The sequence below is a fragment of the Micromonospora sp. NPDC048040 genome (genome assembly GCF_055587185.1).
In genome coordinates, this window is the sequence record NZ_JBVJGT010000041.1 from 1 (window position 1) to 25,208 (window position 25,208).

At 67.7% G+C, this 25,208-nt stretch carries 24 protein-coding genes and 1 pseudogene; 19 read left to right on the forward strand and 6 right to left on the reverse strand.

Going from position 1 to position 25,208, the window contains the following annotated elements:
* The first annotated feature begins 161 nt into the window (after positions 1 to 161).
* From ACZ6O2_RS27230 to ACZ6O2_RS27270, 9 genes are all read left to right on the forward strand, one after another.
* Positions 162 to 341 (forward strand): hypothetical protein, encoded by a 180-nt coding sequence (locus ACZ6O2_RS27230; RefSeq protein WP_466024839.1) that lies wholly within the window; start codon positions 162 to 164, stop codon positions 339 to 341.
* 317 nt (positions 342 to 658) lie between these two features.
* Entirely contained in the window at positions 659 to 1,198 is a 540-nt protein-coding gene (locus ACZ6O2_RS27235; RefSeq protein WP_466024840.1) for a TetR/AcrR family transcriptional regulator, read from the forward strand.
* 143 nt (positions 1,199 to 1,341) lie between these two features.
* Positions 1,342 to 2,691: an MFS transporter gene (locus tag ACZ6O2_RS27240; RefSeq protein ID WP_466024841.1), complete on the forward strand. Its 1,350-nt coding sequence runs from the start codon at positions 1,342 to 1,344 to the stop codon at positions 2,689 to 2,691.
* Positions 2,692 to 2,708: 17 nt separating this feature from the next.
* Complete coding sequence (locus ACZ6O2_RS27245; RefSeq protein WP_466024842.1) at positions 2,709 to 4,058, forward strand: carotenoid oxygenase family protein; 1,350 nt, start codon at positions 2,709 to 2,711, stop codon at positions 4,056 to 4,058.
* 59 nt (positions 4,059 to 4,117) lie between these two features.
* Positions 4,118 to 4,900 (forward strand): SRPBCC family protein, encoded by a 783-nt coding sequence (locus ACZ6O2_RS27250; protein WP_466024843.1) that lies wholly within the window; start codon positions 4,118 to 4,120, stop codon positions 4,898 to 4,900.
* Positions 4,901 to 4,913: 13 nt separating this feature from the next.
* Positions 4,914 to 5,351, forward strand: a complete 438-nt coding sequence (locus tag ACZ6O2_RS27255; protein ID WP_466024844.1) for an SRPBCC family protein — start codon at positions 4,914 to 4,916, stop codon at positions 5,349 to 5,351.
* 402 nt (positions 5,352 to 5,753) lie between these two features.
* Positions 5,754 to 5,999: a hypothetical protein gene (locus tag ACZ6O2_RS27260; RefSeq protein WP_466024845.1), complete on the forward strand. Its 246-nt coding sequence runs from the start codon at positions 5,754 to 5,756 to the stop codon at positions 5,997 to 5,999.
* Between the two features lie 169 nt (positions 6,000 to 6,168).
* Positions 6,169 to 7,059 (forward strand): AraC family transcriptional regulator, encoded by an 891-nt coding sequence (locus ACZ6O2_RS27265; protein WP_466024846.1) that lies wholly within the window; start codon positions 6,169 to 6,171, stop codon positions 7,057 to 7,059.
* 153 nt (positions 7,060 to 7,212) lie between these two features.
* Positions 7,213 to 9,966 carry an ATP-binding protein gene (locus ACZ6O2_RS27270; protein WP_466024847.1) on the forward strand — a complete coding sequence of 918 codons (2,754 nt, stop codon included), beginning with the start codon at positions 7,213 to 7,215 and terminating at the stop codon, positions 9,964 to 9,966.
* Here the strand turns inward: ACZ6O2_RS27270 and ACZ6O2_RS27275 are convergent.
* Positions 9,929 to 10,498, reverse strand: a complete 570-nt coding sequence (locus ACZ6O2_RS27275) for a ferritin-like domain-containing protein (protein ID WP_466024848.1) — start codon at positions 10,496 to 10,498, stop codon at positions 9,929 to 9,931. The genes ACZ6O2_RS27270 and ACZ6O2_RS27275 overlap by 38 nt on opposite strands.
* A gap of 283 nt (positions 10,499 to 10,781) precedes the next feature.
* On the opposite strand from ACZ6O2_RS27275, the gene ACZ6O2_RS27280 reads away from it, so the two are divergent.
* The 4 genes from ACZ6O2_RS27280 to ACZ6O2_RS27295 all read left to right on the forward strand — a co-directional run bounded on the left by ACZ6O2_RS27280 (position 10,782) and on the right by ACZ6O2_RS27295 (position 14,163).
* Positions 10,782 to 11,087 (forward strand): putative quinol monooxygenase, encoded by a 306-nt coding sequence (locus tag ACZ6O2_RS27280; RefSeq protein WP_466024849.1) that lies wholly within the window; start codon positions 10,782 to 10,784, stop codon positions 11,085 to 11,087.
* Between the two features lie 14 nt (positions 11,088 to 11,101).
* On the forward strand, positions 11,102 to 12,085 hold the full coding sequence (locus ACZ6O2_RS27285) for an alpha/beta hydrolase (protein WP_466024850.1): 984 nt from the start codon (positions 11,102 to 11,104) through the stop codon (positions 12,083 to 12,085).
* Positions 12,082 to 12,765, forward strand: coding sequence for a class I SAM-dependent methyltransferase (locus ACZ6O2_RS27290; RefSeq protein ID WP_466024851.1), 684 nt, complete (start codon positions 12,082 to 12,084; stop codon positions 12,763 to 12,765). The genes ACZ6O2_RS27285 and ACZ6O2_RS27290 overlap by 4 nt, the downstream gene beginning before the upstream one ends.
* Before the next feature lie 132 nt (positions 12,766 to 12,897).
* Positions 12,898 to 14,163, forward strand: a complete 1,266-nt coding sequence (locus ACZ6O2_RS27295) for a low temperature requirement protein A (RefSeq protein ID WP_466024852.1) — start codon at positions 12,898 to 12,900, stop codon at positions 14,161 to 14,163.
* Between the two features lie 153 nt (positions 14,164 to 14,316).
* Here the strand turns inward: ACZ6O2_RS27295 and ACZ6O2_RS27300 are convergent, their stop codons facing one another.
* A complete protein-coding gene (locus tag ACZ6O2_RS27300) occupies positions 14,317 to 14,883 on the reverse strand; it encodes a nucleotidyltransferase family protein (protein ID WP_466024853.1) in 567 nt (188 codons plus the stop codon).
* A gap of 1,056 nt (positions 14,884 to 15,939) precedes the next feature.
* Between ACZ6O2_RS27300 and ACZ6O2_RS27305 the strand changes: the two genes are divergently transcribed.
* From ACZ6O2_RS27305 to ACZ6O2_RS27320, 4 genes are read left to right on the forward strand one after another with little or no spacing between them, the layout of a single operon-like run.
* Positions 15,940 to 16,479 (forward strand): (2Fe-2S)-binding protein, encoded by a 540-nt coding sequence (locus ACZ6O2_RS27305; RefSeq protein ID WP_466024854.1) that lies wholly within the window; start codon positions 15,940 to 15,942, stop codon positions 16,477 to 16,479.
* The gene (locus tag ACZ6O2_RS27310) at positions 16,476 to 17,480 is read left to right on the forward strand and encodes an FAD binding domain-containing protein (RefSeq protein ID WP_466024855.1); all 1,005 of its coding nucleotides are present in this window, start codon (positions 16,476 to 16,478) and stop codon (positions 17,478 to 17,480) included. The genes ACZ6O2_RS27305 and ACZ6O2_RS27310 overlap by 4 nt, the downstream gene beginning before the upstream one ends.
* Complete coding sequence (locus ACZ6O2_RS27315) at positions 17,477 to 19,603, forward strand: xanthine dehydrogenase family protein molybdopterin-binding subunit (protein ID WP_466024856.1); 2,127 nt, start codon at positions 17,477 to 17,479, stop codon at positions 19,601 to 19,603. The genes ACZ6O2_RS27310 and ACZ6O2_RS27315 overlap by 4 nt, the downstream gene beginning before the upstream one ends.
* Positions 19,572 to 20,576 carry an XdhC family protein gene (locus tag ACZ6O2_RS27320; RefSeq protein ID WP_466024857.1) on the forward strand — a complete coding sequence of 335 codons (1,005 nt, stop codon included), beginning with the start codon at positions 19,572 to 19,574 and terminating at the stop codon, positions 20,574 to 20,576. The genes ACZ6O2_RS27315 and ACZ6O2_RS27320 overlap by 32 nt, the downstream gene beginning before the upstream one ends.
* Positions 20,577 to 20,683: 107 nt before the next feature.
* Here ACZ6O2_RS27320 and ACZ6O2_RS27325 read toward each other — a convergent pair.
* From ACZ6O2_RS27325 to ACZ6O2_RS27340, 4 genes and pseudogenes are all read right to left on the reverse strand, one after another.
* Positions 20,684 to 20,854, reverse strand: a pseudogene (locus ACZ6O2_RS27325) (transposase); the annotation flags it as partial.
* Between the two features lie 554 nt (positions 20,855 to 21,408).
* On the reverse strand, positions 21,409 to 22,002 hold the full coding sequence (locus ACZ6O2_RS27330; protein WP_466024858.1) for a class I SAM-dependent methyltransferase: 594 nt from the start codon (positions 22,000 to 22,002) through the stop codon (positions 21,409 to 21,411).
* A gap of 344 nt (positions 22,003 to 22,346) precedes the next feature.
* Positions 22,347 to 22,496 (reverse strand): hypothetical protein, encoded by a 150-nt coding sequence (locus ACZ6O2_RS27335; protein ID WP_466024887.1) that lies wholly within the window; start codon positions 22,494 to 22,496, stop codon positions 22,347 to 22,349.
* A gap of 456 nt (positions 22,497 to 22,952) precedes the next feature.
* Positions 22,953 to 23,330, reverse strand: a complete 378-nt coding sequence (locus ACZ6O2_RS27340) for a MerR family transcriptional regulator (RefSeq protein WP_466024859.1) — start codon at positions 23,328 to 23,330, stop codon at positions 22,953 to 22,955.
* A 65-nt stretch (positions 23,331 to 23,395) separates the two neighbouring features.
* Here ACZ6O2_RS27340 and ACZ6O2_RS27345 point away from each other — a divergent pair, with 65 nt between their 5' ends.
* Positions 23,396 to 24,568: an MFS transporter gene (locus ACZ6O2_RS27345; RefSeq protein ID WP_466024860.1), complete on the forward strand. Its 1,173-nt coding sequence runs from the start codon at positions 23,396 to 23,398 to the stop codon at positions 24,566 to 24,568.
* Positions 24,487 to 25,113: an IS3 family transposase gene (locus ACZ6O2_RS27350; protein WP_466024861.1), complete on the forward strand. Its 627-nt coding sequence runs from the start codon at positions 24,487 to 24,489 to the stop codon at positions 25,111 to 25,113. The genes ACZ6O2_RS27345 and ACZ6O2_RS27350 overlap by 82 nt, the downstream gene beginning before the upstream one ends.
* Positions 25,114 to 25,208: the final 95 nt, after the last annotated feature.

The window sequence follows — 25,208 nt, forward strand, 5'->3', positions numbered from 1 at the left end:
AGGACTCTCGACAAGCCCTATTTTCCCTGATCAGAAGGCACTTCTTCGTTTTCAGTCCACTCCTTGGACAGCCCTCAACGAAGGGCCGAGGCTAGCCCCTGGGCCAGGAGCTGATCGTCGATCCCGTCTCCCACCGGCCGCGCCGGTCTATGCTTCGCCATTTGATCAGTATCGACCTCGGTGATCGAAACATCCGTCATCAGGTGCTACTCCTTGATCAGGAGTTGCACCCTTCGTTTAATTGGGACACCAAGGAGCAGGGCATCTACGTCGATGTCGTGTCCGGTGAGCCCTGTTTGAGCATCCAGACGGCGGAGCGAAGCGATGACTGGCACGGCTGAGAAGGCGATCCTGACTGGCGGCTGCCGCGCTCGGTTTGCCTGATCGACCCAGAGGGCCGAGATTGTCCACGACATCCCTGCCTGCCGTGCTGCCCCGAGCGGGAGCAACCGACTGCGCGCGCTACATACGCACCGCCGACCTGCTCTCCCTGCAACGCTCCCGCCGAGTGGAACCACCCCGACGAACTACTGTTCCAGAAATCCGAGAGGCGGTCGCGAGCGCGGCTTGGTGTCGGCTTGAGGCTCAGGTCCCGTTGCATGGTCCAGTAAGTGTGTGGTTGACTACTCACATGCAGGGAGCGAGGAAGACGAGGACATTGTCGACCGCCGAGGACCGGCGGGAGGATGTGCTGACCACCGCGATCGGTGCGTTCGCCGCCCGGGGCTACTTCGGTACGACGACGACCGAGGTGGCGCAGCGGGCCGGGATCTCCCAGGCGTATCTCTACAGGCTGTTCCCGGACAAGGAGACGTTGTTCGCGGCGGTGGTGCAGCGGTGCTACGACCGGTTTCGCGACAGCCTCAGCCGGGGCGCAGCGCGGGCCGCAGGTAGTACGCCCGAGGCTGTGCTGTTCGCGATGGGCGGAGCGTACGCGGAGCTGATCCGTGACCAGGACCTGTTGCTGCTGCAGATGCACGCGCAGGCGGCGGCAGTCTCGGTGCCGGAGATCCGCCGGGCGGTTCAGCAGGGGTACGCCCGTGTGGTCGAGTACGCCCGCAGCGTCTCGGGCGCGACGGATGAGCAGATTCAGCATTTCATCGCCATGGGTGCGTTGTGCAACGTAGTGGTCACGATGGGCGCGGAGAGCGTGGACGCGCCCTGGGCGAACACGTTGTCGGCGGGTATTCGGCACTGACGCGGCGCGCTGGGCTGGCGCCGCGCATTCCCAGCGCCAAGTAGTGAGTAATTAACCACTCTATCTCGAGGTGGAAGATGGTGACAGCAGCACACACCCCGGCGGCACCACGGGTGTCGCGGCGTGGTGCGGTCCTGGCATTGATGGCATTCACGCAGTTTGTGGTGGTGCTGAACACGTCGATCATGAACGTGGCGCTTGGACCCATCGCAGTGACGTGGCAGATGCCGCCGTCGGTCCTGTCCTGGGTGGTCAACGCCTACCTGCTGCCCTTCGGCGGTCTGCTGCTGCTCGGCGGAAGGTTGGGCGATCTCGTCGGGCACCGTCGGATGCTGCTGATCGGTTCCGTCACGCTGACGCTCACGTCAGGGCTGGCCTCCGTCGCGTGGAGTGAGTCGGCGCTGCTCGCCGCCCGAGCGGCACAGGGTGTCGGCGCTTCATTGCTTGCCCCATCAGCGCTGGCAGTGACCGTGGTGCTGTTCCCGATGGCGGCCGAGCGGCAGCGCGCGCTGGGGATCATCGGCGCGGTCTCCGGGTTCGGTGGAGCTGCCGGCGTCGTGCTCAGTGGGGTGTTCATCGCGGCTCTGGGCTGGCGGTCGATCTTCGGGCTGACCGTCGTCCTGGCCGCCGCCATGGCTACTGCGATCCCGATGCTGGTGCGCCCGGATGTCGCGACCGGTCAGCCGCGGCGGCAGCTTGATCTGCCGGGAGCGGTTCTCGTCACCCTGGGCCTGACCAGCGTGGTGTTCGGCCTGTCGGCGACGCGGGGTAACGGTGGCGGTACGGCCGTCGCAGGCTTGGCGCTCGGCGTGGTCCTGCTTGTCGGGTTCGTCTCCAGGCAGCGGTTGGCCGCCGATCCGCTGGTGCGCCGGGGCATCCTGCGAACTGGCGCAGTCGGTCCGGCGAATGTGCTGATGCTGCTGCTGGGTGCCCTGTGGATCGGCTTCTTCTTCTACCTGCCCCTGCTGCAACAGCAGGTCCTCGGCTACACCCCGCTTGCCGCGGGTGTGTCGCAACTGCCGCTGGCAACCGCCACGGTCTTTGGATCATGGCTAGCCTCTCGGGCAGCCGCCACCATGGGGCTGCGGCTGCTGCTCGTGGCGTCGTTCGGTCTGCTCGCCGCTGGGCTGGGCACGATCTCCCTGGTCTCGGCCCACGCGAGCTTCGCCACCGCTCTACTCGGTCCGTCGCTGCTGGTCGGCCTCGGACTCGGCGTCGCGTTCGTGCTGCTGACCGGGCTCGGGGTGGCCGGAGTCGAACCGCGCGAGTCGGGTCTGGCCAGCGGACTGATCAACACCACGCGGCAGATCGGCGGCGGCCTCGGCCTGGCCCTGCTCACCGCCGCCGCCGGGCTGGCCACTGGTGCCGACCACCCGGGATCTGCCGCCCTCCTCGAAGGCTTCCGGTGGGCGATGCGCACCGGACTCGTGATCGCGGCAGCGGCCGCGCTCACCGCACTGTTCACCGTTCCTGTCGGTCGCGACCGGCACTGACCACAAAGGAGTATTCGATGACCACCAACAAGCCCTACCTGACCGGCCACTTCACGCCGGTCGTGGACGAGACCACGGCCTACGACCTGACCGTCGAGGGGACCCTGCCGCCGGAGCTGTCCGGGCAGCTGGTCCGCAACAGCCACAACCCCAAGCCGGGTATCACCCCGACGCACTGGTGGAAGGGCAGCGGCATGGTCCACGGCATCCGGTTGCGCGCCGGCCGCGCCGAGTGGTACCGCAACCGCTGGGTGCACACCCCGGCCCTGGACGGCACGCCGTATATGACCGAGCACGGCCCGGACATGACCGCCAGCGTCGCCGGCACACACGTCATCGAGCACGGCGGCAGGCTCCTGGCACTGTGCGAGGCCAACTACCCCTTCGAGCTCACCCGAGACCTGGACACCGTTGGCGCGTACGACTTCAACGGCAAGCTCACCACCGCGATGACCGCCCACCCCAAGACCGACCCGGTCACCGGCGAGCTGCACTTCTTCGGTTCCTCACCGATGCCGCCGTTCCTGACCTACCACGTCGCCTCACCCGACGGCCAGATCATCCTCAGCGAAGAAGTCCCCACCGCCAGCGCCGCGCTCAAGCACGACTTCGCTGTCACCGCCAACTACGTGGTGTTCCTGGAGATGTCGGTGACCTTCGACCCGACTGAGAAGTCCGGCATCCCCTACGGCTGGAGCGACGCCATCGCACCCCGGCTGGGTGTCATGCCCCGCGGTGCGGGCGGCGCTGCGAAGATCCGCTGGTACGCGATTGAGCCCGGCCAAGCGCTGCACGTCGCCAACGCGTACGAGGACGGCCACGGCCGCATCATCGTGGAAGGCCCCAGCGTCGACCGCGACGGTTGGACCAAGTCGTGGAACTGGTGGGCCGGCGCCGCCGGCCCCCGCGGCGCCGAACCCAGCGCCGGCTCGGTCACCCGCCGCTGGGCCGTCGACCTGGCCACAGGCACCGTCACCGAAGGACCCTGCGACGACCTCGTCGTGGAGTTCCCCACCATCAACGACGATTACCTCGGCCGCGAGCACCGCTACCAGTACGCCATCTCGTTTCCCGACGTGCAGGGCATCGGCAACCACGGCATCGTCAAGTACGACCGCCACAGCGGTACCCGGCAGGTCCTGCCCGTCGGCACCGGCGTGTTGCCGAGCGAGGCCGTCTTCGTCCCCGCCGCAGGCGCCACCAACGAGGACGACGGCTATCTGCTCACTGTCGTCAGCGACCTCAACCGCGACGCGTCCAGCCTGCTCGTCCTCGACGCCAGCGACCTCGGCCGCGCGCCGGTCGCGACCGTCCGTCTGCCCCGCCGCGTCACCGCTGGCATCCACGGCTCATGGATCACCGACTGAAACACCACACCGCCCGTATCGGTGAGTGATCAACCACTCTATCTGGGGAGTGCCCCGCGATGTACCGCAAGTTCAATCGCCGCCAAGTGGTCGCAGGCATCGTCGCGGCGGCGCTGGTCGCCACGGGCGTGACGCTTGTGGCGGCGCCGGCCCACGCCTCCAGTCGACACATCGTCGACGTCGACCGCAAGGCGCAGGTCATCGTCGACCTGTCCATCGTCATCGACGCCCCGCTGCCGACCGTGTGGCGGCTGCAGACCGGCATCGACCGGTGGCCCACCTGGCAGCGCAACGTCACCGCAGCCACCCTCGACGGCCCGCTCGCCGTTGGCAGCACCTTCCACTGGCAGACACACGGGCTGCCCGTGGACTCCACCATCAAGGAGATCGACCCGCTGCACCGCATCGTCTGGGGCGGACCCGCGCTCGGCATCGAGGGCGTGCATGTCTGGACCTTCACCCAGACCCGTCAGGGCGTCCTGGTTCACACCACCGAGTCGTGGGACGGCCCTCCGGTCGCCGCCAACCCCGAGACCGCCAAGGGGCATGCTCACCGACTCGCTGACCGCCTGGCTGGCAGACCTCAAGACGGCTGCCGAAGCCGCTCGCTAACCAATCCATGTAAGAAGAGAACACTCATGACCGACACCGTCGACCCGGCCGACACCATGCAGGCCGCCAGCCCCGACTCCGCCAAGAAGGCCAAGCACCATACGCGCCGCCGCCTCGCCAAGCTGTTGCTCTACATCTCGCTGGCAGTCAGCGCATTGATGGTCCTGGCTGAGCCCTGGCTGCTCGTCCCGCTCCTCACCGCTGCCGTCGCAGTCGCCCTCTGGGACTGAAAGGAAGGCCGTCATGGACATCAACCGCAACGCGCGGATCATCGTCGACCTGACCACCGTCATCGACGCCCCACTGGCAACCGTGTGGAACCTGCACACCGCCATCGACCAGTGGCCGACCTGGCAGAACGACATCACCAGGGCGCAACTGTCCGGACCTGTCGCCGCCGAGACCACCTTCACCTGGCTCACCCACGGCCTGACCATCGAGTCCACCATCGGCGAGGTCGAACCGATGCGCCGCATCGCCTGGGGTGGACCCGCGCACGGCATCGACGGCGTGCACGTCTGGACATTCGAACAGACCACCCAGGGAGTCCTCGTCCGCACCACCGAATCCTGGGACGGCCCACCGATCGCCGTCGACCCCGAGGGCATGCGCACCGCGCTGGCGTCTTCACTGACCGCGTGGCTGGCGGCGCTAAAAACCACCGCGGAATCAGCGGACTGAACGGTTAGAGCGGCAAAGCCAGGACCGGCTACGACGGGGTCCATATAGCAGCGAACCCGTATTATCCCTGGTCAGGGTGATGCGGGTATCGCCAAAATAGGGCAGCAGGGCAGCGCTCCGGTCACTGACGTGGCTGGCGTCGGAGCCGCTGCCTACACCTACACCGACCAGGCGAACGGTTTCACCGTTGCCACGTACGACGCGAAACCTCTACCTGAGTGTCACGGCCGCACCGCTGCGCCTAGAGGCCGCGCTGCGTGCTGACCTGCCTGCCCGGGTGAGTGCCGTAGCGGCCTTGACACTGGCCGCCCTGCACGCCTGACACCGGGTCCCGCCGGCGTCCCACACCTTCCCGCCGATATTTCCATCCGGGCATCTACCCGAGCGTCAATGGAGACTGCTGTGCCTACGACACCTCTGCCCGCTGTTTTGCCGGGATCCGGTGACAACGACTACGTCCGCTACATGCGTACCGACGACCTACTGTCCTTGCAGAAAGGGCCGGGGGAGTGGGTGCACCCCGACGAGCTGCTGTTCCAGATCGTGCACCAGAGCACCGAACTATGGCTGGAACTCACCCGCTCCCACCTGTCTCGGGCACTTGCGCACCTCGCGGCCGAGCAGCCGTCCGCGGCATTGATCGCTTGATCGGGCCCGCCGTCTGGACCTGAGCGCAACCGTCATCGCCGAAACAGCTCTGTCGACCCCCACCGAGCTTGTGGCGGTCACACACGACCGCGCCAGGGGCTGCTGCGTCATGGCGGCGGAACCATCCGCGCCGCGACCATAAGTCGGCAGCCGGTGGAACAATTGGGTCATGTCCCTTGACGAGGTACGCGACCTCATCGCCCGGCACGTCAAGCCCGATCTTCGTACGGCCATCGATGAGGTGCTGATCTTCAAGGCCGACAACCCGTTTCCCCCTAAGCCAACAACATATGGGAAAGTTTTCGCATTCGTCGCTCAAGGGACGAAGCGCTTCGGGCTCGGCGACCAGATCTACGAGTACCGGGCAGGGCAGTACCTCGTCGTTTCGGTGGATCTGCCGGTCACGGCGCACTTCAGCGCCGCGAGCCCGGACAAGCCAGGGCTCGGCGTGGGCTTGACACTCGATCCCATTGCCATCGCTGACCTGCTGCTTCAGGCGACAGCCGACATCTTGCGCGACAGCGACGAGGGCGCGCCTTCCGGGTTGGCCATCAGCACGGCTTCTGCCGACATGCTCGACGCGGTGGTGCGGCTGTTGCGGCTGCTCGACACCCCACGCGACATCCCTGTGCTGGCGCCGATGATCAAGCGCGAGATTCTGTGGCGGCTGATTACCAGCGAACAGGGCCCGATCATCCGGCAGCTCGGGCAACCTGACAGCACTTTGAGCCACATCACTCGCGCTGTCCGCTGGATGCGCGACAACTACCGCGAGCCGTTCCGGGTAGAGATGGCGGCACAGCAGGCGGGAATGAGCGTCTCGGCTTTCCACCGCAACTTCCAGACGCTCACGTCGCTGAGCCCGATCCAATATCAGAAGCAGATCCGGCTTCATCAGGCACGGCTTCTGCTCGCCTGCGACGCCACGGACATCGCGGGAATCAGCCGCCTTGTGGGCTACGAAAGCCCCTCGCAGTTCAGCCGCGAGTATCGTCGCCAGTTCGGCGCGCCGCCGAGACTCGACGCGGTGCGCCTGCGGCAGCCCGTGCCGGCTCACTGATGAACCGGCCAACCCTGCTGGGGCGGTTCATCGCGGCATCGCCTGCCGCCGTCCGGGGAACCCGAGAGGATTAGGCAAGAACGCGAGAGGAATGTTGCTTCCACTCGCATGCATGCTCGTGTTTGTCTGAGGAGCAGGCAACGTGAGGTGCATGTGGGTGATATCGGACTTTACGGTCGAGATGCTGAACTAGAGCAGCTTTTGATATTTCTGGGCCAGGCGAGGCGCGGAGGCGCCGCACGGCTGCTGACGGGTGAGCCCGGTGTGGGCAAGTCCTCGCTCATGGGCGCTGCGGCGGAACGTGCCCTCGCAGAGGGCATGCAGGTGCTGCAGGCCTCGGGGTCTGAGTTCGAGGCCGATGTCAGCTATTCGGCACTCAACCAGTTGCTGCTTTCCGTTCAGGGTGGCATTTCACGGCTTCCCACCGGCCCGCGGAAAGCGCTGGAGGTGGCATTGGGATTCGGGGCCGGTACGGCACCGGACGCCCTGTTGGTCTGCAACGCCACCCTTCTGCTCGTGCAAAGCCTCGCCGACGAGGCGCCGGTGGTGCTTCTGGTCGACGACGTTCATTGGATCGATCGTGCCAGCGCTGTCGTTCTCGGCTTCGTGGCTCGCCGCCTGGCAGGCCGCCGAGCCGGCCTGCTGATGTCGACGAGAACAGGTGCGGCCAGTTACCTCGACCGGCGCGGGCTGGCCGAGGTCGCGGTGGTGCCGTTGGACGAGGCCGCCGCGGAGCAATTGGTCATCGCCACGTTTCCCCAGTTGCCGTCGCGAATCCGGCGGCGGCTGCTTGATCTCGCCCAAGGCAATCCGCTGGCATTGATGGAGCTGCCGTCCACGTTGTCAGGTGCCGTCCAGCGGGTGGTGGCTCAACCCGAGGTTGTTCCGCTCAACGACCGGCTGCAGGCGTTGTTCGCAACGCGCATCGCGGAACTGCCGGAGCCGACCCGCCGTCTGCTGCTGCTGGCCGCGTATGAGGGCACTGGTGACGTGCGGGTGCTGCATGCCGCCTGCGCCGACCGTGGCGGGTTGGCCGACCTGGCTCCCGCCGAGCGGACGCAGCTGGTGTATGTGGACGACGCGACCGCCCAGATCGCATTCCGCCATCCGCTCATCCGATCGGCGATCGTGGCGATGTCGACGCACGAGGAGCGGCGTACGGCGCACGTCGCCCTGGCCCAGGTGCTGGTCGACGAGGAACGCCGGGCGTGGCATCTGGCCGCAGCCGCCGTGGCTCCGGACCGGGCGGTCGCGCAGCTGCTCGAAACCGCCGCACACCGTGTCATGCTGCGCGGCGACGCGGTCGCAGCGATCGCAACCCTGGTACGCGCCGCTGAACTGAGCGTGACCAGCGCCGACCGGGGCCGGCGTCTTGCCGAGGCCGCCTACATCGGCGCGGAGGCGGGCGGAACGACCGCGGACGCACGCACACTGCTGGCCGATGCCCGCCGGGCGATGCCGGACTCAACAGGGTCGCTGCACGCGGCCAACGCCGCCGCGTTCCTGATGCTCAACGGCGAGGGTGATGTGCACACTGCCCATCGCCTGCTCGTCGGCGCCATCGAGACCGGCGATCACGGCTACCGCGCCGACGATCCGGCGTTGATCGAGGCAATGCACACCCTGCTGCTGTTGAGCTGGTACGGCAGCGCGCCGCAGTATTGGGAGCCGTTCTTCCGCGCGCTGCGACGGCTGCGGCCAAACCCGCCGCAGATCCTCGGCCTGGCCAGCAAGACCTTTCCCGACCCCGTACGCACCGGCGTGTCCGCCCTCGCCGACGCGGAAACGATTTTGGGCGCCCTCGCCGAGGAGGCCGACGCCACGCGCGTCATGCGGGTCGGCACAGCCTCCGTGTATCTGGATCGGCTCGGTGACGTCCGCGAAGGGTCGTGGCGGCTTGTGCATCAAGGACGCGACGGAGCGGCAGCTCGCAGGCACATTGGCGGGCTGATGCACCTGTGCCTGGACGACTTCCTCATCGGCCGATGGGACGAGGCGCAAGAGCTGGCATGGGAGGGCCAGCAGATCTGCGACGAAGACGACTTTCCTTTCTTCTCATGGTATTTCTGGTATAACAGGGCGATCGTGGCCGCCGGGCGGGGTCAAGCCGACGAGGCGTACAAGCTGGCCGATGAGATCACCAACTGGGCGCATCCTCGTGGGGTATCGGCTGCAGTCCTGTTCGCCCACCATCCGCGTACCCTCGCCGCCGCCGCTGCGGGCGACTTTGACGCCGCATATGTTCACGCCGCCGCCATGAGCCCGCCAGGGACGTTCGCCCCGTTCGTGCCCCACTGCACCTGGGTTGCATTCGACCTGGTCGAGGCGGCTGTGCGGACTGGGCGGACGGTGGAGGCACGGGCACACGTCGAGGCCATGCGCACGGCCCGACTGTCGCGGCTGTCCAGCCGGATGGCGCTGATCCAAGCGGGCGCCGAGGCCCTGGTTTCCGGCGACCCCGAGTCCGCCGAGAGGGTTGAGCTGTTGCTCGGCGACACCGCTGTCGACCGGTGGCTGTTCGACGCATCCCGCATACGGCTGGCCTTTGGCGAGAAGCTCCGGCGAGCCGGACATGTCACGCAGGCCCGCGTCCACTTGCTCGCCGCGCGTGACGGGTTCGCCGCGATGGCAGCCGGGCCCTGGCTTGACCGTGTGCACCGCGAGCTGCGCGCCGCGAAGTACCCGCTGACCGACGCTCGCGCCCCCGGCGCGGCCGCATTGACGATGCAGGAGACGCAGATCGCTCAGCTGGCCGCCAGCGGCCTGACCAACAAGGAGATCGCCCACCGTCTGTTTCTTTCGCACCGCACCGTCGGCGCGCACCTGTATCGGATCTTTCCCAAGCTCGGTGTGACGACCCGGGCCGGTCTCAGGGATGCTCTCTCGTCACCTCCTGATCCCCAGTGATCTGCTCGGCTGGACGGCCCGGGGCAGACTCGGCTGCGAGCACGCGGGCCTGCGCTTCCTTCGCTTCGAGCAGCCGTTCCAGCAGGCGGCGGGTGGTCGGGTCGGCGTCGCCCACCCAGCGAACGGCCTCCTGCAGGGTCTGGACGAGGATGCGAGCCGCCACAAGATTCTGCGCGACGATCCCGGTGAGGTCGCCGGCGGCGAAGCTCTGAAAGCTGATCCGTGACCGCCCGGCAAGGTGCCGTGGATCGTGGTCGGGGGCGAATCCGAGGTCGCGGATGCGGGCTGCCAGCGCACGGGCCTCGGCTCGGTCGTCGTCGGCGCAGGTGAGCAGATAAGCGGCGACCGGCTGCGCCGACAGGCCCCGCACCAAGACGGCGTGGTGTTCGTACTGCAGCGACGACACGATCACGCTCGACAGCAAGACGTTGAGCAGACGCGCCACCGCGCTCAGGTCGGCCCGGTTCGACGGCGTGATCGGCCCGTCGTCCGGGTCGCACACCGCACGCTCGCGTACCTCGCGTGTGCGCAATCCTGGTTGTCCTGGCATACACCCATGGTTGGTCAGCCGTCCGTCGGGCACATCTGTCAAATGACCTAACGGTCGCCGCAGAGGTGTGGTGCGGCGTCCGCGTCGCCGGTCTCCGCCCGGGCTTCCGCCCAGAAGGCTGTGCCTGCCATTACGTCATCGACGGCTAGGTAACCGGCCACCGCCAGGCGATGACCCTGAGGTCGTATGACAGATGTGCCGCCCCTGTCGCTGCGACGAGATTGGCTCTCGTCCTGAACGAGCACGACCCACCGAGGGGCACGTCATGACCATCGGACACGGCTTCCACGCCACGATGACCGCCAAGCCCGGCAAGGGAGACGAGGTCATCGACCTCCTGCTCCACGCGCCGTCGCTTGCCAACGACGACTGCGTCGTGTTCCTGGTCGGCCGATCCGCGGCCGACCCGGACACGATCTTCGTCACGGAGGGCTGGACCAGCCCCGAGGCCCACAGCGGCTTCTTCGCCAGTGAGCCCGCGCAGACCCTGGTCGCCCGGCTGCAGGCGCTGCTGGCTGGCGAGTCGGCCTACACCGACGAGATTCCCGTCGGTGGCAAGGCCGCCTTCTGAGAGGACGAACCATCGTGATCACCACTACATCGCGTCCCGGCGTCGATCCCGAACTGGCGGCGCTGCTCGCCGAGATGCCGCTGACATCCATCCTGAACGCCGACGCCCTCGCGCAAGTACGCCCATACTCCTCGGCTCCGGTCGAGCCACTGCTGGACGGCCGTCCCATCGACCGCAGCGAGTTCGTCACCCGCGCTGGCGACGGCGCGGAGATCGCGCTGTCGGTCTTCCGCCCGACCGGTGACCGCACCGCACTCGCCCCGTGCATCTACTGGATTCACGGCGGCGGCATGATCATGGGTGACCGGTTCGCCAACATCGACATCCCGCTGGAATGGCTTGACCGGTTCGGTGCCGTGATCGTCACCGTCGAGTACCGACTGGCTCCCGAGGCTCACGGCCCGACGCTGGTCGAGGACTGCTACCGAGGCCTGTTGTGGACGGCCGAGCACGCCGGCGCGCTCGGCGTCGATCCGAACCGCATCATCGTCGCCGGTGCCAGTGCGGGCGGCGGTCTGGCGGCCGGGGTGACGCTGCTGGCCCGCGACCGGGGCACCGTCCCGATCGCCGCGCAGATCTTGATCTGCCCGATGCTCGACCATCGCAACAGCACGACCTCCAGCCGCCAGTTCACTGGTGTACCCGGTGTCTGGACCGGGCAGACGAACGAGTTCGCGTGGCGGTCGGTCCTCGCCGACCTGCCCGCCGGCGTCTCCGCGTACATCTCGCCAGCGCTGGCCGAGGACCTGTCCAACCTGCCGACCACCTACATCGACGCCGGAACCGCTGAGGTCTTCCGCGACGAGGATGTCGACTATGCCAGCCGGATCTGGGCTGCCGGCGGCCAGGCCGAACTGCACGTCTGGGCGGGTGGCGTCCACGGGTTCGACGCGCTGTTCCCACAAACGCGCATCGGTGCTATCGCCCGGCGGGCCCGCACCGAATGGTTGGCCCGCGCATTGGACGGCATGTCCGCCGAACACGGGGGCAGGCAATGACCGTCGACTACCGCAGCCAGTTCCTACGTGAGTTCATCCGCGATCCGCTCACGGTCGCGTCGGTCGGGCCGAGCAGCCAGGCACTCGCCGACGCGGTCGTCGCGCCGGTTCCACTCACCGGCGACCCCGTCGTGGTGGAGCTTGGCCCCGGCACCGGAGCGTTCACGCAGGCCATCCAGCGGCGGCTGGCCGGCCGAGGCCACCACCTGGCCGTCGAGATCAACGAACGGTTCGCTGACCTGCTCGCTGCGCGTTTCCCAGGCGTAGACCTCGCCGTCGCCGACGCCCGTAATTTGCGCGAGATACTGATGGTACGCGGGTTCGACCACGCCGACGTCATCGTCAGCGGGCTCCCGTGGGCGGCCTTCACACCAGGGCGACAGGACGACCTGCTCGCGGCGGTCACCGCAGTCCTCGCCCCACACGGCGCCTTCACCACCTTCGCTTACGCCTCCACGCGCTGGATGCCGCCAGCCCGGCGGCTCCGGCGCGGCCTCAGTGAACGGTACGAGGAAGTGGTACGCGGCCGGACGGTGTGGGCGAACATGCCGCCCGCGTTCGTCTACTTCTGCCGCAGGCCGCACCTACCAGCGCGCCGAGTGACGGCCGGGACTGCTCCGCACCTGTCGTGGCATCGGCCGGCACGGACGCTGCACGTCACGCGACCACCGAACCGCTAACCGCAGGCGGGGCCGCGCGTCAACCTCGCGTGGCCCCCCAGCTCTCGCCCTACCAACGATGGGGACACTGTGCGTACCCGTGCTTCCACCTCCGAAGACGCTCCGGCCCGGCACCGCGGAAGACATGTCGTCATGAGCGCCGAAGGCGACCGGGTCACGACGCTGGAGCTCTTCTTCGACCTCGCATACGTCTTCGCTTTCATCCAGGTGAGCATGCTCATGATCGAGCACCACGACGCCACCGGCATCCTGCAGGGGCTGGCCGTCCTGGGGCTGCTGTGGTGGTCCTGGACGGCGTACAGCTGGCTGGCCAATCAGGCCCGCGCGGACGAAGGCCTGGTCCGCATCGCGATGATCGTCGCAACGACGGCCGTCTTCGCTGTCGGACTGGCCGTGCCAGAGGCCTATCACGACCGCGACGGAGGGCTGTTCGGGCCGATGGTGTTCGTGTGCGCCTACCTGGTCGCCCGGTGCACCCACGGCGCGGTGTACTTCCTGGCAGCCGTCGGCGAGGAACGGGCGCGGCGTGAGGTCGTGCTGACGGTGCTGGCATCCATGCTGCCGTCCGGCATCCTGCTCACGGCCGGCGCCCTGCTCGGCTCGCCGTGGCAGGTGTGGTGTGTCTCCGCCGCGGCCGCCATCGAACCGACCGTCGCCTATGTCACGACCCGGGGCCTGCAGGGACGCATCAACTCGGCCGCGCACTTCGCCGAGCGCCACGGGCTCGTCGTCATGCTCGCTCTGGGCGAATCAATCACCGCACTCGGGTTCGGTGCCACCATCGGACCGATCAGCCTGCCGGTCCTTGCTGGGGTGATCCTTGCGATCCTGATCGCGCTCGCGATGTGGTGGGCGTATTTCGCCCGCCTCGCCCGCCCCGCCGGGCTTGCGCTCGCCCGCCAACGGGGCCGGCGACGCGCGACGACCGCCCGCGACGGATACACCTACCTGCACTTTCCGATCATCGCCGGTATCGTCCTCGCCGCTGTCGGAGTTGAGTCCGCCATGATCCACATCGGGCAGGAAGGTGCTTTCGGCCTGCTGAGCTCTGGAACGCTCGCCGGTGGTGTGGCCGGCTACCTCGCCAGCACCGTCCTTTTTGCCCGCAGAGTCATCGGCGGCTGGCAGTGGTCAAGATTGTGGACGGCCGTGATGCTGCTGGCGGCCGTGCCCCTGTTGGCGGCGCTCTCGCCGCTGGCGGTCCTCAGCATGGTCGCCGGAACGATGGTGGCGCTGCTGCTGGCTGAGTGGCTCCTACCCAGCCACGGCCTGCGGCTGACCTGGCCAAACCTGCAGGCAGACGAGTGCCCACGGCAGCGCCACCGCACCGGGACCGGCGACACTGACGAGGAACCGTCGGTGGGCGCCGGTGACGTCCACCGACTGCGCCAGACGTAGCCAAGCCCGGTTCACCTCGTCGAGATATCCGTCCTGGCTGTCAGTGCGTCCGAACAGCCCTACCCGTGCCTCACCCGGCCGGGGCACGGCATGTGCAGACATGACCATCCCTCGGCGTGGGGGAGTGAGGGGTGGACGAGCCTTGCGGGCCAGTCACCGTTCGTCGACGTCGTATCCGGCGGCCACGTCGCCGCATTCGACCGTGGTCACGTGGGCGGCGTGCCGGCGTAGATATGCGCGCGCGCCCTGGTCGCCACGCACGGTCGCGACGATCTCAGCCCAATGGTCACGGCCCAGTACCACCGGATGGCCGGGTTCGCCGTCGTAGCAGGCGCGAGTCAGGCAGCCCGCGTGTGCCTGCGCCAGCAGTCGGGCCACCGCCGTCGCAGAAACCCCGGGCATGTCCACCAGATGCACGCACACGGCCGAGACCCTCTGTACGCGGGCGGCCGTGGTCATTCCGAGCCGTAACGATGAGGCCATGCCCTCGGCCCAGCCCCGATTCTCGACCACCTGAACACCTTCTAGATTGACGGCAGCCCGGGTCTGGCGGGCTCCGGCACCGAGGACCGTGATGATCGGGTCGCAGCCGCCGTCCCGAAGCACGCGGAGCGCCTGCCCGAGAAACACGGGTGCCTTGGGGCCGCCGTAGCGGCGCCCTGCCCCGGCGGCTAGGACCAGGCCGGCGACGCGGTCTGCCGCAGCGTCGAGAGAAGTCATCTCGACCCGCCGCGTGGTCTACGCCAATACCGGGCGCGTGAGGACGCGAGATCAGCGCACCGTTGCGGCGGCGGGCCAGTTCGCGCCGTGGGGCAGCAGGGCCGTGAGGAGACCGGTGACATCGCGGGGGCCTGGTGAGGCGGGATCACCACTGCAGTCTGCACGATTCTGCCTACCTGTTCTGTCGCCGGAAATGATGCGCTGCCCATGGAATCAGGAAACTTCGGGTCAACGGCGAGACCCGCCGGTGGACGTCGACAGCCGCAGCGATGCTCGACGGCCCGCTTCCTCAGCCCCTTCACCGGCGGCGTAGTCGCCGCCGGTCCACCTGACCGTCTCTCGTTTGCACCATCAGTGTCAGCCGGCCGAGCCGTGACGAGCCTCAGATGCGGACGGCTTCGGGGGGCCCGACGGTCAGTCACGGCACCGCGCCGTGCCACACGACGGCGCGGAGATTGCGAACACATCAGCGCTGGGCCGCCCGCCGTGGGCCTCCGGTGCCCGGCCGAGGCCGGGTAGCACCGCAACGCCGGCCTGCTGTGGCGGGCGGCACGGTGGGCCGATGGCGGCGCGGGCGTCGAAGAAGCGCAGGATCAGGCAGAAGTTCAAGACTTCTGGGCAAGAGAGATTCGATGAACTGGCGTAACGTCTATGACGTCTGTCAAATGGCTCCATTGCCTAGTTCGCGCCGCCGGAAATTCGTCCGGTTCGGTGTGACCGGCCGGTGAGGCCAAACCGCTGCTTTATGGATTCTCGCTGGATCGTGCTCGCCAGGCCCGTCGTCATCGCAGTCGGTGACTGATGTGGTGTCGGCCAGCACAGGAAAGAATCGGGGCGTGACTGAGGGTGCTGTTACCCGACGGAATGATGTTTCTGCGGGCAATTGGCATGGCTGCCGGACATGGCTGATGCCGGGCGTGGTCGCCGAACGGCGGCGGTCGCGCAGCCCGTCGTCGCGGCGCACGGGAGCGGCGCAGGCATGAGGATATTCAGATCTGGCGGTTCGCCATGCGGGGCCATCCTGTGAGCTTCGAGCAAGGTGGTGAGAGGATCGCGATGACCGATGACACGCGTAGTGAGATCGAACTACGAGTCAACGACGAGACTTACCGATTGGCGGTGGACAACCGCAGAACACTTCTCGATGCGCTGCGGGACGACCTGAACTTCACTGGCGCGAAGAAGGGCTGTGATCATGGCCAGTGCGGCGCGTGTACCGTCCTGGTCAACGGGCAGCGAGTGGTCTCCTGCCTCACCCTCGCTGTCGCCGCCGACGGCGCCGCTGTCACGACCATCGAAGGCCTGGCCGGCGACGGTGAGCTGCACCCGATCCAGGAGGCCTTCATCCGCCTTGACGGATTCCAGTGCGGGTTCTGCACGCCAGGACAAATCTGCTCCGCGGTCGGGATGCTCGCCGAGCATGCGGCAGGCTGGCCCAGCGCAGTCACCCGCGACGGCTCACCCCATCGGGCAGAGGAACTGACCGAAGAGGAGATACGCGAGCGGATGAGCGGCAACCTGTGCCGCTGCAGCGCATACCCGTCGATCGTGCGTGCGATCCTCGAGGCCTCCGCCCGCGAGGCGGTGGCCGGATGAGAGCGTTCGCCTATCAACGGACGACACAGATCCGCGATGCCCTGAACCTCGTAGCCCAGCACGACGGAGCGCGGTTCCTCGCGGGCGGCACCAATCTCGTCGACCTCATGAAAGCCGGAGTCGAGTCACCCGCCCGGCTGGTGGACATACGACGCCTCGCGTTGAGCGAGATCGGCGAAACGCCGGACGGCAGCCTGGTGCTCGGGGCGACGGCCACCAACAGCGCCGTCGCCGCCGACGCACAGGTGCGGCTCCGGTACCCGGCATTGAGCCAGGCGATCCTGGCAGGGGCCTCGGGCCAACTGCGCAACATGGCAACCGTCGGGGGAAACCTCCTGCAGCGCACCCGCTGCGCCTACTTCGCCGATCCGTCGGAGGCATGCAACAAGCGGGTTCCCGGCAGCGGATGCTCCGCCCTCAACGGGGTCCACCACAACCACGCGATCCTCGACTGGACGGAGCATTGCGTGGCTACTCACCCCTCGGACATGGCGGTGCCGCTGAGCGCCTTCGACGCCATGGTGCGATACGAGACCCTCGACGGCACTGGAGAGATCCCGCTGTCGGAGTTCTATCTCCCCGTAGGTAACCGCCCGGACCGGGAGACCGCCCTGCCCGACGGCGCCCTGATCACGGCAGTGGTGATACCGGCAGCCGCGGTCGCCAGAAAATCGCGCTACCGCAAAGTCCGGGAGCGCGCGTCGTACGCGTTCGCCACCGTTTCTGTGGCGGCAGCACTCGACGTCCAGCAGGGCCTGGTGCAGGACGTGCGGCTCGCACTCGGTGGCGTGGCGTCGCGGCCATGGCGGGCGCGACTGGCCGAGTCCGTGCTGCGCGGCGGTCCGGCCACAGCCGAGCGGATCAGCGCAGCCGCCGACGTGGAGATCGCCGCCGCCGACCCGCTGCGCGACAACGCATACAAGGTGACGCTCGCCCGCAACCTGATCGAAGCGGTTCTGACCGAACTCGCCGCGGACGCCGGAGAGGAGAGCAACGGATGAACCCCGACGAGATCATCGCTGCCGTAGGCGAATCACGACCCCGGGTCGAAGGCCGCCTCAAAGTCACCGGCTCCGCCCACTACGTCGCGGATTTGCCGGTGCCCAACCTTGCTCACGGCTGGATGGTCACGGCCGCGGTGTCACGCGGCCGAGTCCGGGACATCGACGCCACGGATGCTCTCGCCCAGCCGGGAGTCCTGGGAGTACTGGACCACCGCAACGCGCGACGCCTCAACCCCGACGTCGGCCACCACTTCGGCCCCGACCGCAGCCTCCCGCTGCTGCAGGACGAGGTCATTGAATACGCCGGCCGTCCCATCGCCCTCGTCGTGGCGGAGACAGCCGAGCAAGCACGTGCCGCAGCGGCGGTATTGAGGGTGACCTACGACACGGAGCCCCACGACATCGAGTTCTCCATGAACCACCCCGCCGCACGCCCCGCATCCACCCTGTTCGGCCCGGAGGCCGACACCGGTGACCTGGAAGCCGAGCTCGCGGCATCCGCGATGGTGGTGGACGAGCTGTACCACACACCGGAAGAGAGCCACAGCGCCATGGAGCCGCATGTCGCGACTGCGTGGTGGAAGGACGGCCATCTCTACGCCCTCGACTCCAACCAAGGGCCCTTCGGCATCTCCCAGGTGATGGCCTCGCTGTTCCTCATCGACCCGGAACGTGTGCACATCCGCGCCGAGCACGTCGGCGGCGGCTTCGGCGCCAAAACCATCTGTGGGGCGCAGATCATCCTGGCAGCGTTGGCCGCCGAGCATCTCCAGCGGCCGGTACGGGTCGCGCTCACCCGTAGACAGGTCTTCCTGGCAACCGGGTCGCGGCCGCCGACTGAACAGCGCGTCCGAATCGGCGCCGATGCCGACGGGCGGCTCCGAGCGATCCACCACCACGCCGCGTTCGCACAGTCGCCGCTGGCTGAGTACATCGAGTGGTGCACCGAGCAGGCCCGAACCCTCTACGCGGCACCGGCGATCCGCACGCAACTCAGTGCGGTACCCCTCAACCTTCTGCCTCCGTGCTCCATGCGTGGACCCGGCGCGTCACCCGGTTCGTTCGCTTTCGAGTCCGCCATCGACGAGGTAGCCGAGCGGCTGCGGATCGATCCCCTGCAGCTGCGGCTGCTCAACCAGCCCGTCGTCAGCCCGGTGTCCGGCCGCCCGTTCAGCACCCGCCGCCTGGTCCAATGCCTTCAGGAAGGTGCGCGCCGGTTCGGCTGGGCCCAGCGCGACCCCCGCCCCCGGGTCCGCAGGGAGGGCAACCTCCTCGTCGGCACCGGCGTGGCCGCCGTCGCGTTCATCGCGGGGGCCTTCCCCTGCTCTGCAACGATCACCGCGGAGACGGACGGGACATTCTCCGTCAAGGTCGGCGCCACCGACATCGGCACCGGAGCACGCACCGCGCTGATCGCCGTGGCCGCGGACGCCCTCGGTGTGGGCACCGGACGGGTCCGCATGCACATCGGCGACAGCGACCTCGGCCTGGCCGCGGGAGCCGGCGGATCCCGAGGCACGACGTCATGCGCGTTTGCCATCACCGAGACCGCGAAGGCGCTGCGCGAGAAGCTGGTCGATTCCGCTAGGCCAGTCACCGCGTCAGTCGACACCACACCGCTGATCAATTGGCAGCCGGCCGAAGACCGATACACCTACAGCGCCGTGTTCGCCGAGGTCACCGTCGACCCGGCAACCGGAGAAGTGCGCGTACGCCGGTTGCTCGGCATGTTCGCCGTCGGCCGTGTGATCAATCCGTTGCTGGCCCGCAGCCAGCTGATCGGCGGCATGATCGGAGGCCTGTCGATGGCGCTGCACGAGGAGTCCGTTCGCGATCCGCTCACGGGCCGCCTCGTCACGGCCGACTTCGCTGGGTACCACATCTCCGCCCACGCCGACGTACCCACCATCGAGGCCGACTTCGTGGCTGACTACGAGCCTCAGGATCCGTCCGGATTCAACGGTCTCGGTGAGATCGGCAATGCCGGCACCGCTGCGGCGATCGCCAACGCGGTGTGGCACGCCACCGGCACCAGGCACCGAACATTGCCGATCAACCTCAGCCGTGTCATCGAGCGGGCAACGGCCCATGACCGCCCGGAAGCCGTCAGTGTTGCGTGAAGTGTGGCCATTCGTGGACTCCAAGCGGCGGGCGGGCCAGTCGGTCGTACTGGCCCGCCTGGTGACCCGCAACGGCCCCGGATCGAGGCCAGTGGGTTCAACCATGGCGGTCGCCGCGGACGGCACCTGGCGAGGCTCCGTGTCCGGCGGCTGCGTGGAATCGATAGTGGTCGAGGCGGCGCGGTCGGTGTTGCACGGTGCGGCACCACACATACTGACGGTGTCGCCGGGCGAGCAGCTACTGCCCTGGGAAGAGCGGCCCGCCTGCACCGCGACGCTGGAGGTGCTCATCACACCCGCGCCACCCGCCCCGGTTCACGAGGCGATCACGGAAGCTCTGGCGGACGATCGGCCGGTGACCGTACGCGTCGGGCTGCGACCGCCGTATCGCTGGTCCGTTACCCCGATAGCCCAGGACGCCGTCGCTGACGACGACTATCTCGACCAGTTGCCGCCGCGTCGGCGACTTCTCCTCGTCGGGGCCACCGACCTAGCCGCCGTGATGGCAGACATGGCGCACCTGTTGGACTGGGCGGTAGTCGTCGTGGACCCTCGGCCTGACCATGTCGCAGCGGGTGCGATGCCGCCAACAGTTCGGGTAGAACGTGCCTGGCCGGACATCTGGCTGGCTACGCACCCGCTCGGACCTCAAGACGCTGTCGTGACACTCAGCCACGATCCACGGATAGACGACTGTGCCATTCGCGCAGCGCTGTCAGGAGATGCGGGACATGTGGCTGCCCTGGGCAGCCGAGCCACTCATGCCCAACGGATGCGACGGCTGGCAGGCCAGCCAGACCTTGACCGACTTGTCGGGCCCGCGGGACTTGACCTCGGTGGTGCATCGCTCGCCGAAACGGCACTGTCCATCCTCGCCGAGACCGTCGCGGCAAAAAACGGCCGCAGCGGCCGTCGGCTACGAGACGGTAGGCTGCCGATCCGAGCCGCAGATGCCGCGACGGCTCATGGTTGACACCCGTCGAGCTGGCACACCGAGCCAGCGACAGGCGTGGCGCACGCCAACAACCGGTTCATCGCGGCTTGCTCGGTCGGGAAGTGACCCCGCCGGCGGGCGGCCTACCGGAACCGGGCGTCCAGGCTCTCGATGATGTTGGTGGTGTAGAGGACCTCGTGGTCGTAGCCCAGGAACGGCACGAACTGCGGCCAGGAGGACCGCCATAGTCGGATGACGGCGGGGTGCTGGTTGCCGAACTCGCCGGCGAACGCCTCGAACCGGGCCTCTGCGGCGGCGACGGGTCGGGGCGGTGCAGATCTTCCGCATCGCGGTGATCGGACTGCCAGACGGTTGGATTAAACGATTCTGCCAGTCTCACAGCCGGACGGACCTTGGGTCGCCTGGCGCGGCGAGACATTTGGCTGCTCTCCGACGGCCGTTGGCGGGGCCGCGGCCGGCTCGTGGTGACAGCGGGCAGGAGGTGTCCTCCGATTTCCTGGACGAGGCCTCTGCCCGGTCGATGGCTGACCGGATGAAGACCTCAGCCGGTACTGGCGTGATCTAACGGAGGCGGTACGGCGGGAGTCGGACCGCAGGCGCATTGAGTAGTTTGTGATGCAGCATCGCGCCCCCGACGCAGACGAGGTGCCATGACAGGTTCAGCATTTGTAAGCGCACACGATCGTGTGTCTGGAGAGAGCCTATGGTGGGTCAGCGAAGTGAGTGGGGTCGGACTGGCGCAGCGTTCCACTTGGCCAGTCGGAGATTGGCCATATCGGAATAAATCAGTGGCCAATCTTCGAATGGCATTTCGTTGTTCACGGCCGTCTCGGCCGGCGCCGCGGCTGGGTCAGCCTGGCTTGACCGCCAGCGTCGCAAAATAGTTCGACATGTATTGGGCGGATGCGTTTGATTGATGCGGTGCTTCTGCGAAGCCGGTGAGGACGAACCCCGCGGCGAGTTGCCCGCCGATCTGGTCGGTGAGGGTGTGACTATATTCAAGAGGGGCATCCGCGCCGAACTTCGTGGCGCGTTCCTCGGTTGAGTACTGCGTGGCATCGCTGTAGGGCAGCTTGTGCACGACGACCAGCCCGCCGCGCTCGTCGAGGGCCTCGTGGTCGAACAAGTACACATCAGGGTTGAGGAAGCCCACGAGCAGAGTTCCGCCCGGTCGCAGGACGCGGAAGCACTCACGCCACACCGGTGCCAAGCCGGGTACAAATACGTTCGAGACCGGGTGGAACACGACGTCGAATGCAGCGTCGCCGAAGGTGCTGAGGTCGCGCATGTCACCCAGGACGGTGCGCAGCTCGAGTCCGTCGCGCGCCGCCACCATCTGGTCCTGGCCGAGCTGGCGGGGCGAGTTGCCGAACACGGTGACCCGCGCCCCTGGGGCGGCGAGGATCGGACCCTGCTGGCCACCGCCGGAGGCCAGGCACAACACGGCCTTGCCGGTCAGGTCCGTCGGCAGCCAGGAGCGGTCGACTGGCTCACGCCCGATGAGAACAATCGATCAGTCGCCCATGCGGGCGCGCTCGACATCCTCAGCACTCACCGGCCTCGACCACTCGTTGCCCTCTTGGACTTCCTTGTCCCAGGCTGCCCGATTATGAGCAACGGGGTCGACAACAATGTCCTGCACGTTTAACTCTCTGCTACAGCCAAGCGGGCACCAGCGGTACTGACAGTTCGGTGCCGCTAGCCAACACGATTGCAGGGGCGGGCTCAACGAAGCTAGCGGGCATCGAGGTGTCCACGGGCTCGACGGATGGTCGCGCAGCGGGTGCGTTAGCGCTGGTTGCCTGGGTCGCGGAAGCCGTAGGCGTCGCGGGCGATGGTCTTGATGACCCGGTTGGTGGGCAGGGGCACTTCACCGAGCTCGGGCTGCCCCGCACCCTTGCGCTGCGGGTGCTCGGCAACGGCGTCGTCCCCCAGCAAGCCGCCGCCTCGCTGGGGCTGCTGGTATGTCCACACCGCTGGAACAACCCTGCTTGAGAGACCTCGGACGCCAGCAAGCACCCCGTGCCGTCCAGTCACGGCAGCCCGCCTCCGCCGCCACGCCCTCGCGCTTCGCATCCATACCTACCCAGATCGCTCAACCCGCCGCAACCGCCAAGGGCCCAAGCCTGCGCCGGTGCCTCTAAAGACGAAGGACCCACCGATGCCTTCCACACGTCGTTCCCATGCCACCACCGCCGGGCCGGCCACCGAGCGGAAGCGGTCGGTGTGGACCGCGGAGCAGGTCCGAGCTCTGGGCCTGACCACCGACCTCGCCACGGCCGCTGACATCCTCGGAATCTCACGGTTAGCGGCCTACAAGCTAGCCCGCCGGAACTCCTTCCCGTGCCGCTCATCCGCGCCGGCACCCACTACCGAGTGCAGGCGGGATGGTCACTATGCGATGGATGACTCCACGGGGTTGGGTTGGGCCGGGGCGCGCGTGGTTGCGAGCAGGTCGTCCAGCAGCGACCGCGTGTGGACGAGTTGGTCGATGTCGTTGGTGATCCGGCGGCGCTCTGCTTCGAGACGTTCGCGGCAGTCGTCTAGCAGCAGGGATTCGCCGGACAGGCATGCCAGGATCTCGCCGATGAGGTCCATGCCGAGGCCCGCGGCGAGGAGGGTCTGGATGTGCGCCACCTTGCGGATTTCTGAGTCGCTGAAGATCCGGTACCCGCTGGGGGTTCGGTCCGGCCTCAGGGCACCCTTCTCCTCGTAGTAGCGCAACGCTCGCACGCTGACTCCGGTCCGGTCCGCCAGCTCTCCGATTTTCATCTGGCCGCTCCGTTCGCTACTCGGGCTTGACTCTCACACCGACGTGAGAGTTTAGCGTGCCAGGCATGCTCCGACTTGCCATCCTCATGTTCTGCGTCTTCAGCATTACCACCGGTGAATTCGTGGTGGCCGGAGTCATGCCCGAAGTCGCCACCGACCTCGAGGTCACCGTCGGCACCGCAGGCCTGCTGATCACTGCCTACGCCGTGGGCATGATCATCGGCGGCCCGGTGCTCACCGCGGTGACCGCCGGGATCGACAGAAAGCGGCTGATGCTGGCACTGCTGGCTGTCGCGGTCGTAGGGAACGCGGTCTCCGCCCTCGCCCCCGAATTCTCCTTCCTCTTGACCGCCCGGGTGGTCACCGCGCTGGTGACCTCGACCTTCTTCGCCCAAGCCATCGTGGTCGCAGTGCAGTCCGCGCCACCCAAGCGAGCCGGGACCATGGTTGCCCGGCTGGCCTTCGGGATGAATCTGGCCATGATCCTCGGAGCGCCCATCGGCACCCAGATCGGCAACCAGTGGGGTTGGCGCGCGACGTTCGCCGCGATTGCCGTTGCGTGCCTGATCGGGCTGGGCCTTGTGTTCCTGCAGCTCGCACCGCCGAGCGACACAGGTCGGACATCGGCGGTCTCGGAGTTGCTGGTGTTGCGACAGCGGCCGGTGCTGGTGGCGCTGGCCATCACTGCGGTCGGCAACGTCGGTGTTCTCATGGTGTTCAACTACCTCGCCCCGCTGCTTACGGATCTGGGCGGCCACCCCGCCACCCGGCTGCCGGTCCTGCTCCTCGCCTATGGCGTCGGCGCGACGATCGGCAACCTGGTCGGCGGCACGCTCTACGACCGCAACCCGTGGCTCTTCCAACCAGCCCTCCTCGGGCTGCTGGCCGCAACCCTTGTGGGCACCTGGTTCGTCGCCGCCTCAACCACACTCACCGCGGTGGCAGTCGTGGCAATCGGCCTCCTCGGCTTCGCGATCATCCCCGGCATGCAAGCACGCGTGATGATGACCGCCGCCGAAGCGCCCACCCTGGCCATGGCCGTCAACGCGTCCGGATACCAGGTCGCTGCTGCCTGCGCTGGCCTGTTCGGCGGACTCATCGCCGATTCCGCTGCTGGTCCCAGGCCCATCTACCTCGTAGCCGCGGGCTTGACCATGTGCGGCCTGCTCACGACCGCCGTGGCTACCCGTTCCCTGCGCGGGACCCACCGCGAAGGCGCCGCAGTGACCGCGGACTGACGCCCGTCGACCTGGGTCTCGAACGATTCGGGCCCAGGACTCACCCCAGCTGTCCGCTGGGCACACCCACAGGACAACGGGATCCTGCCGTCGATGGGCTCCGTCGGCGACTCGTTCGACAATGCGCTCATGGAGAACTCTGGTCGACGCTGGAGATAGAACTCGTCTACCGCACATCGTGGCGGACCCGCGACGAGGCCGAGAACGCGATCTTTGCCTACATCGACGGCTGGTACAACACCCGCCGCATCCAGAAGGAACTGGGCTACCTCAGCCCCGACGAGTACGAAACCGCCTGGCACACCCCGCCAGCACAACCCAGCCGAGCAAACAATCGTCACCCCTGCACCAGCCGGCAGCAGGTAACCACCGCTCCATCAAAGCGGGGGGAAGTCAAGTGCTGCGTTGAGGTCAGCGTCGGGAAGCGGCATAGCGGTCAGGCTGGCCGCCGGTGGCCAGCTCCGACCCGGGGAGCCGGGTCCGTGCCGGGCGGGGTTGGGTCAACTGCGGCACTGTGGCGGTGTCCGCCGGGGTGCGATCCGTGACACGAGAGCCGACTCAGTCTGTTCCAGCAGCGTCCGTACGCGCGTCAAGGTCCGGTCGATATGGCGGACCGGGCGGCGGCCCGCTCCCCAGGAGG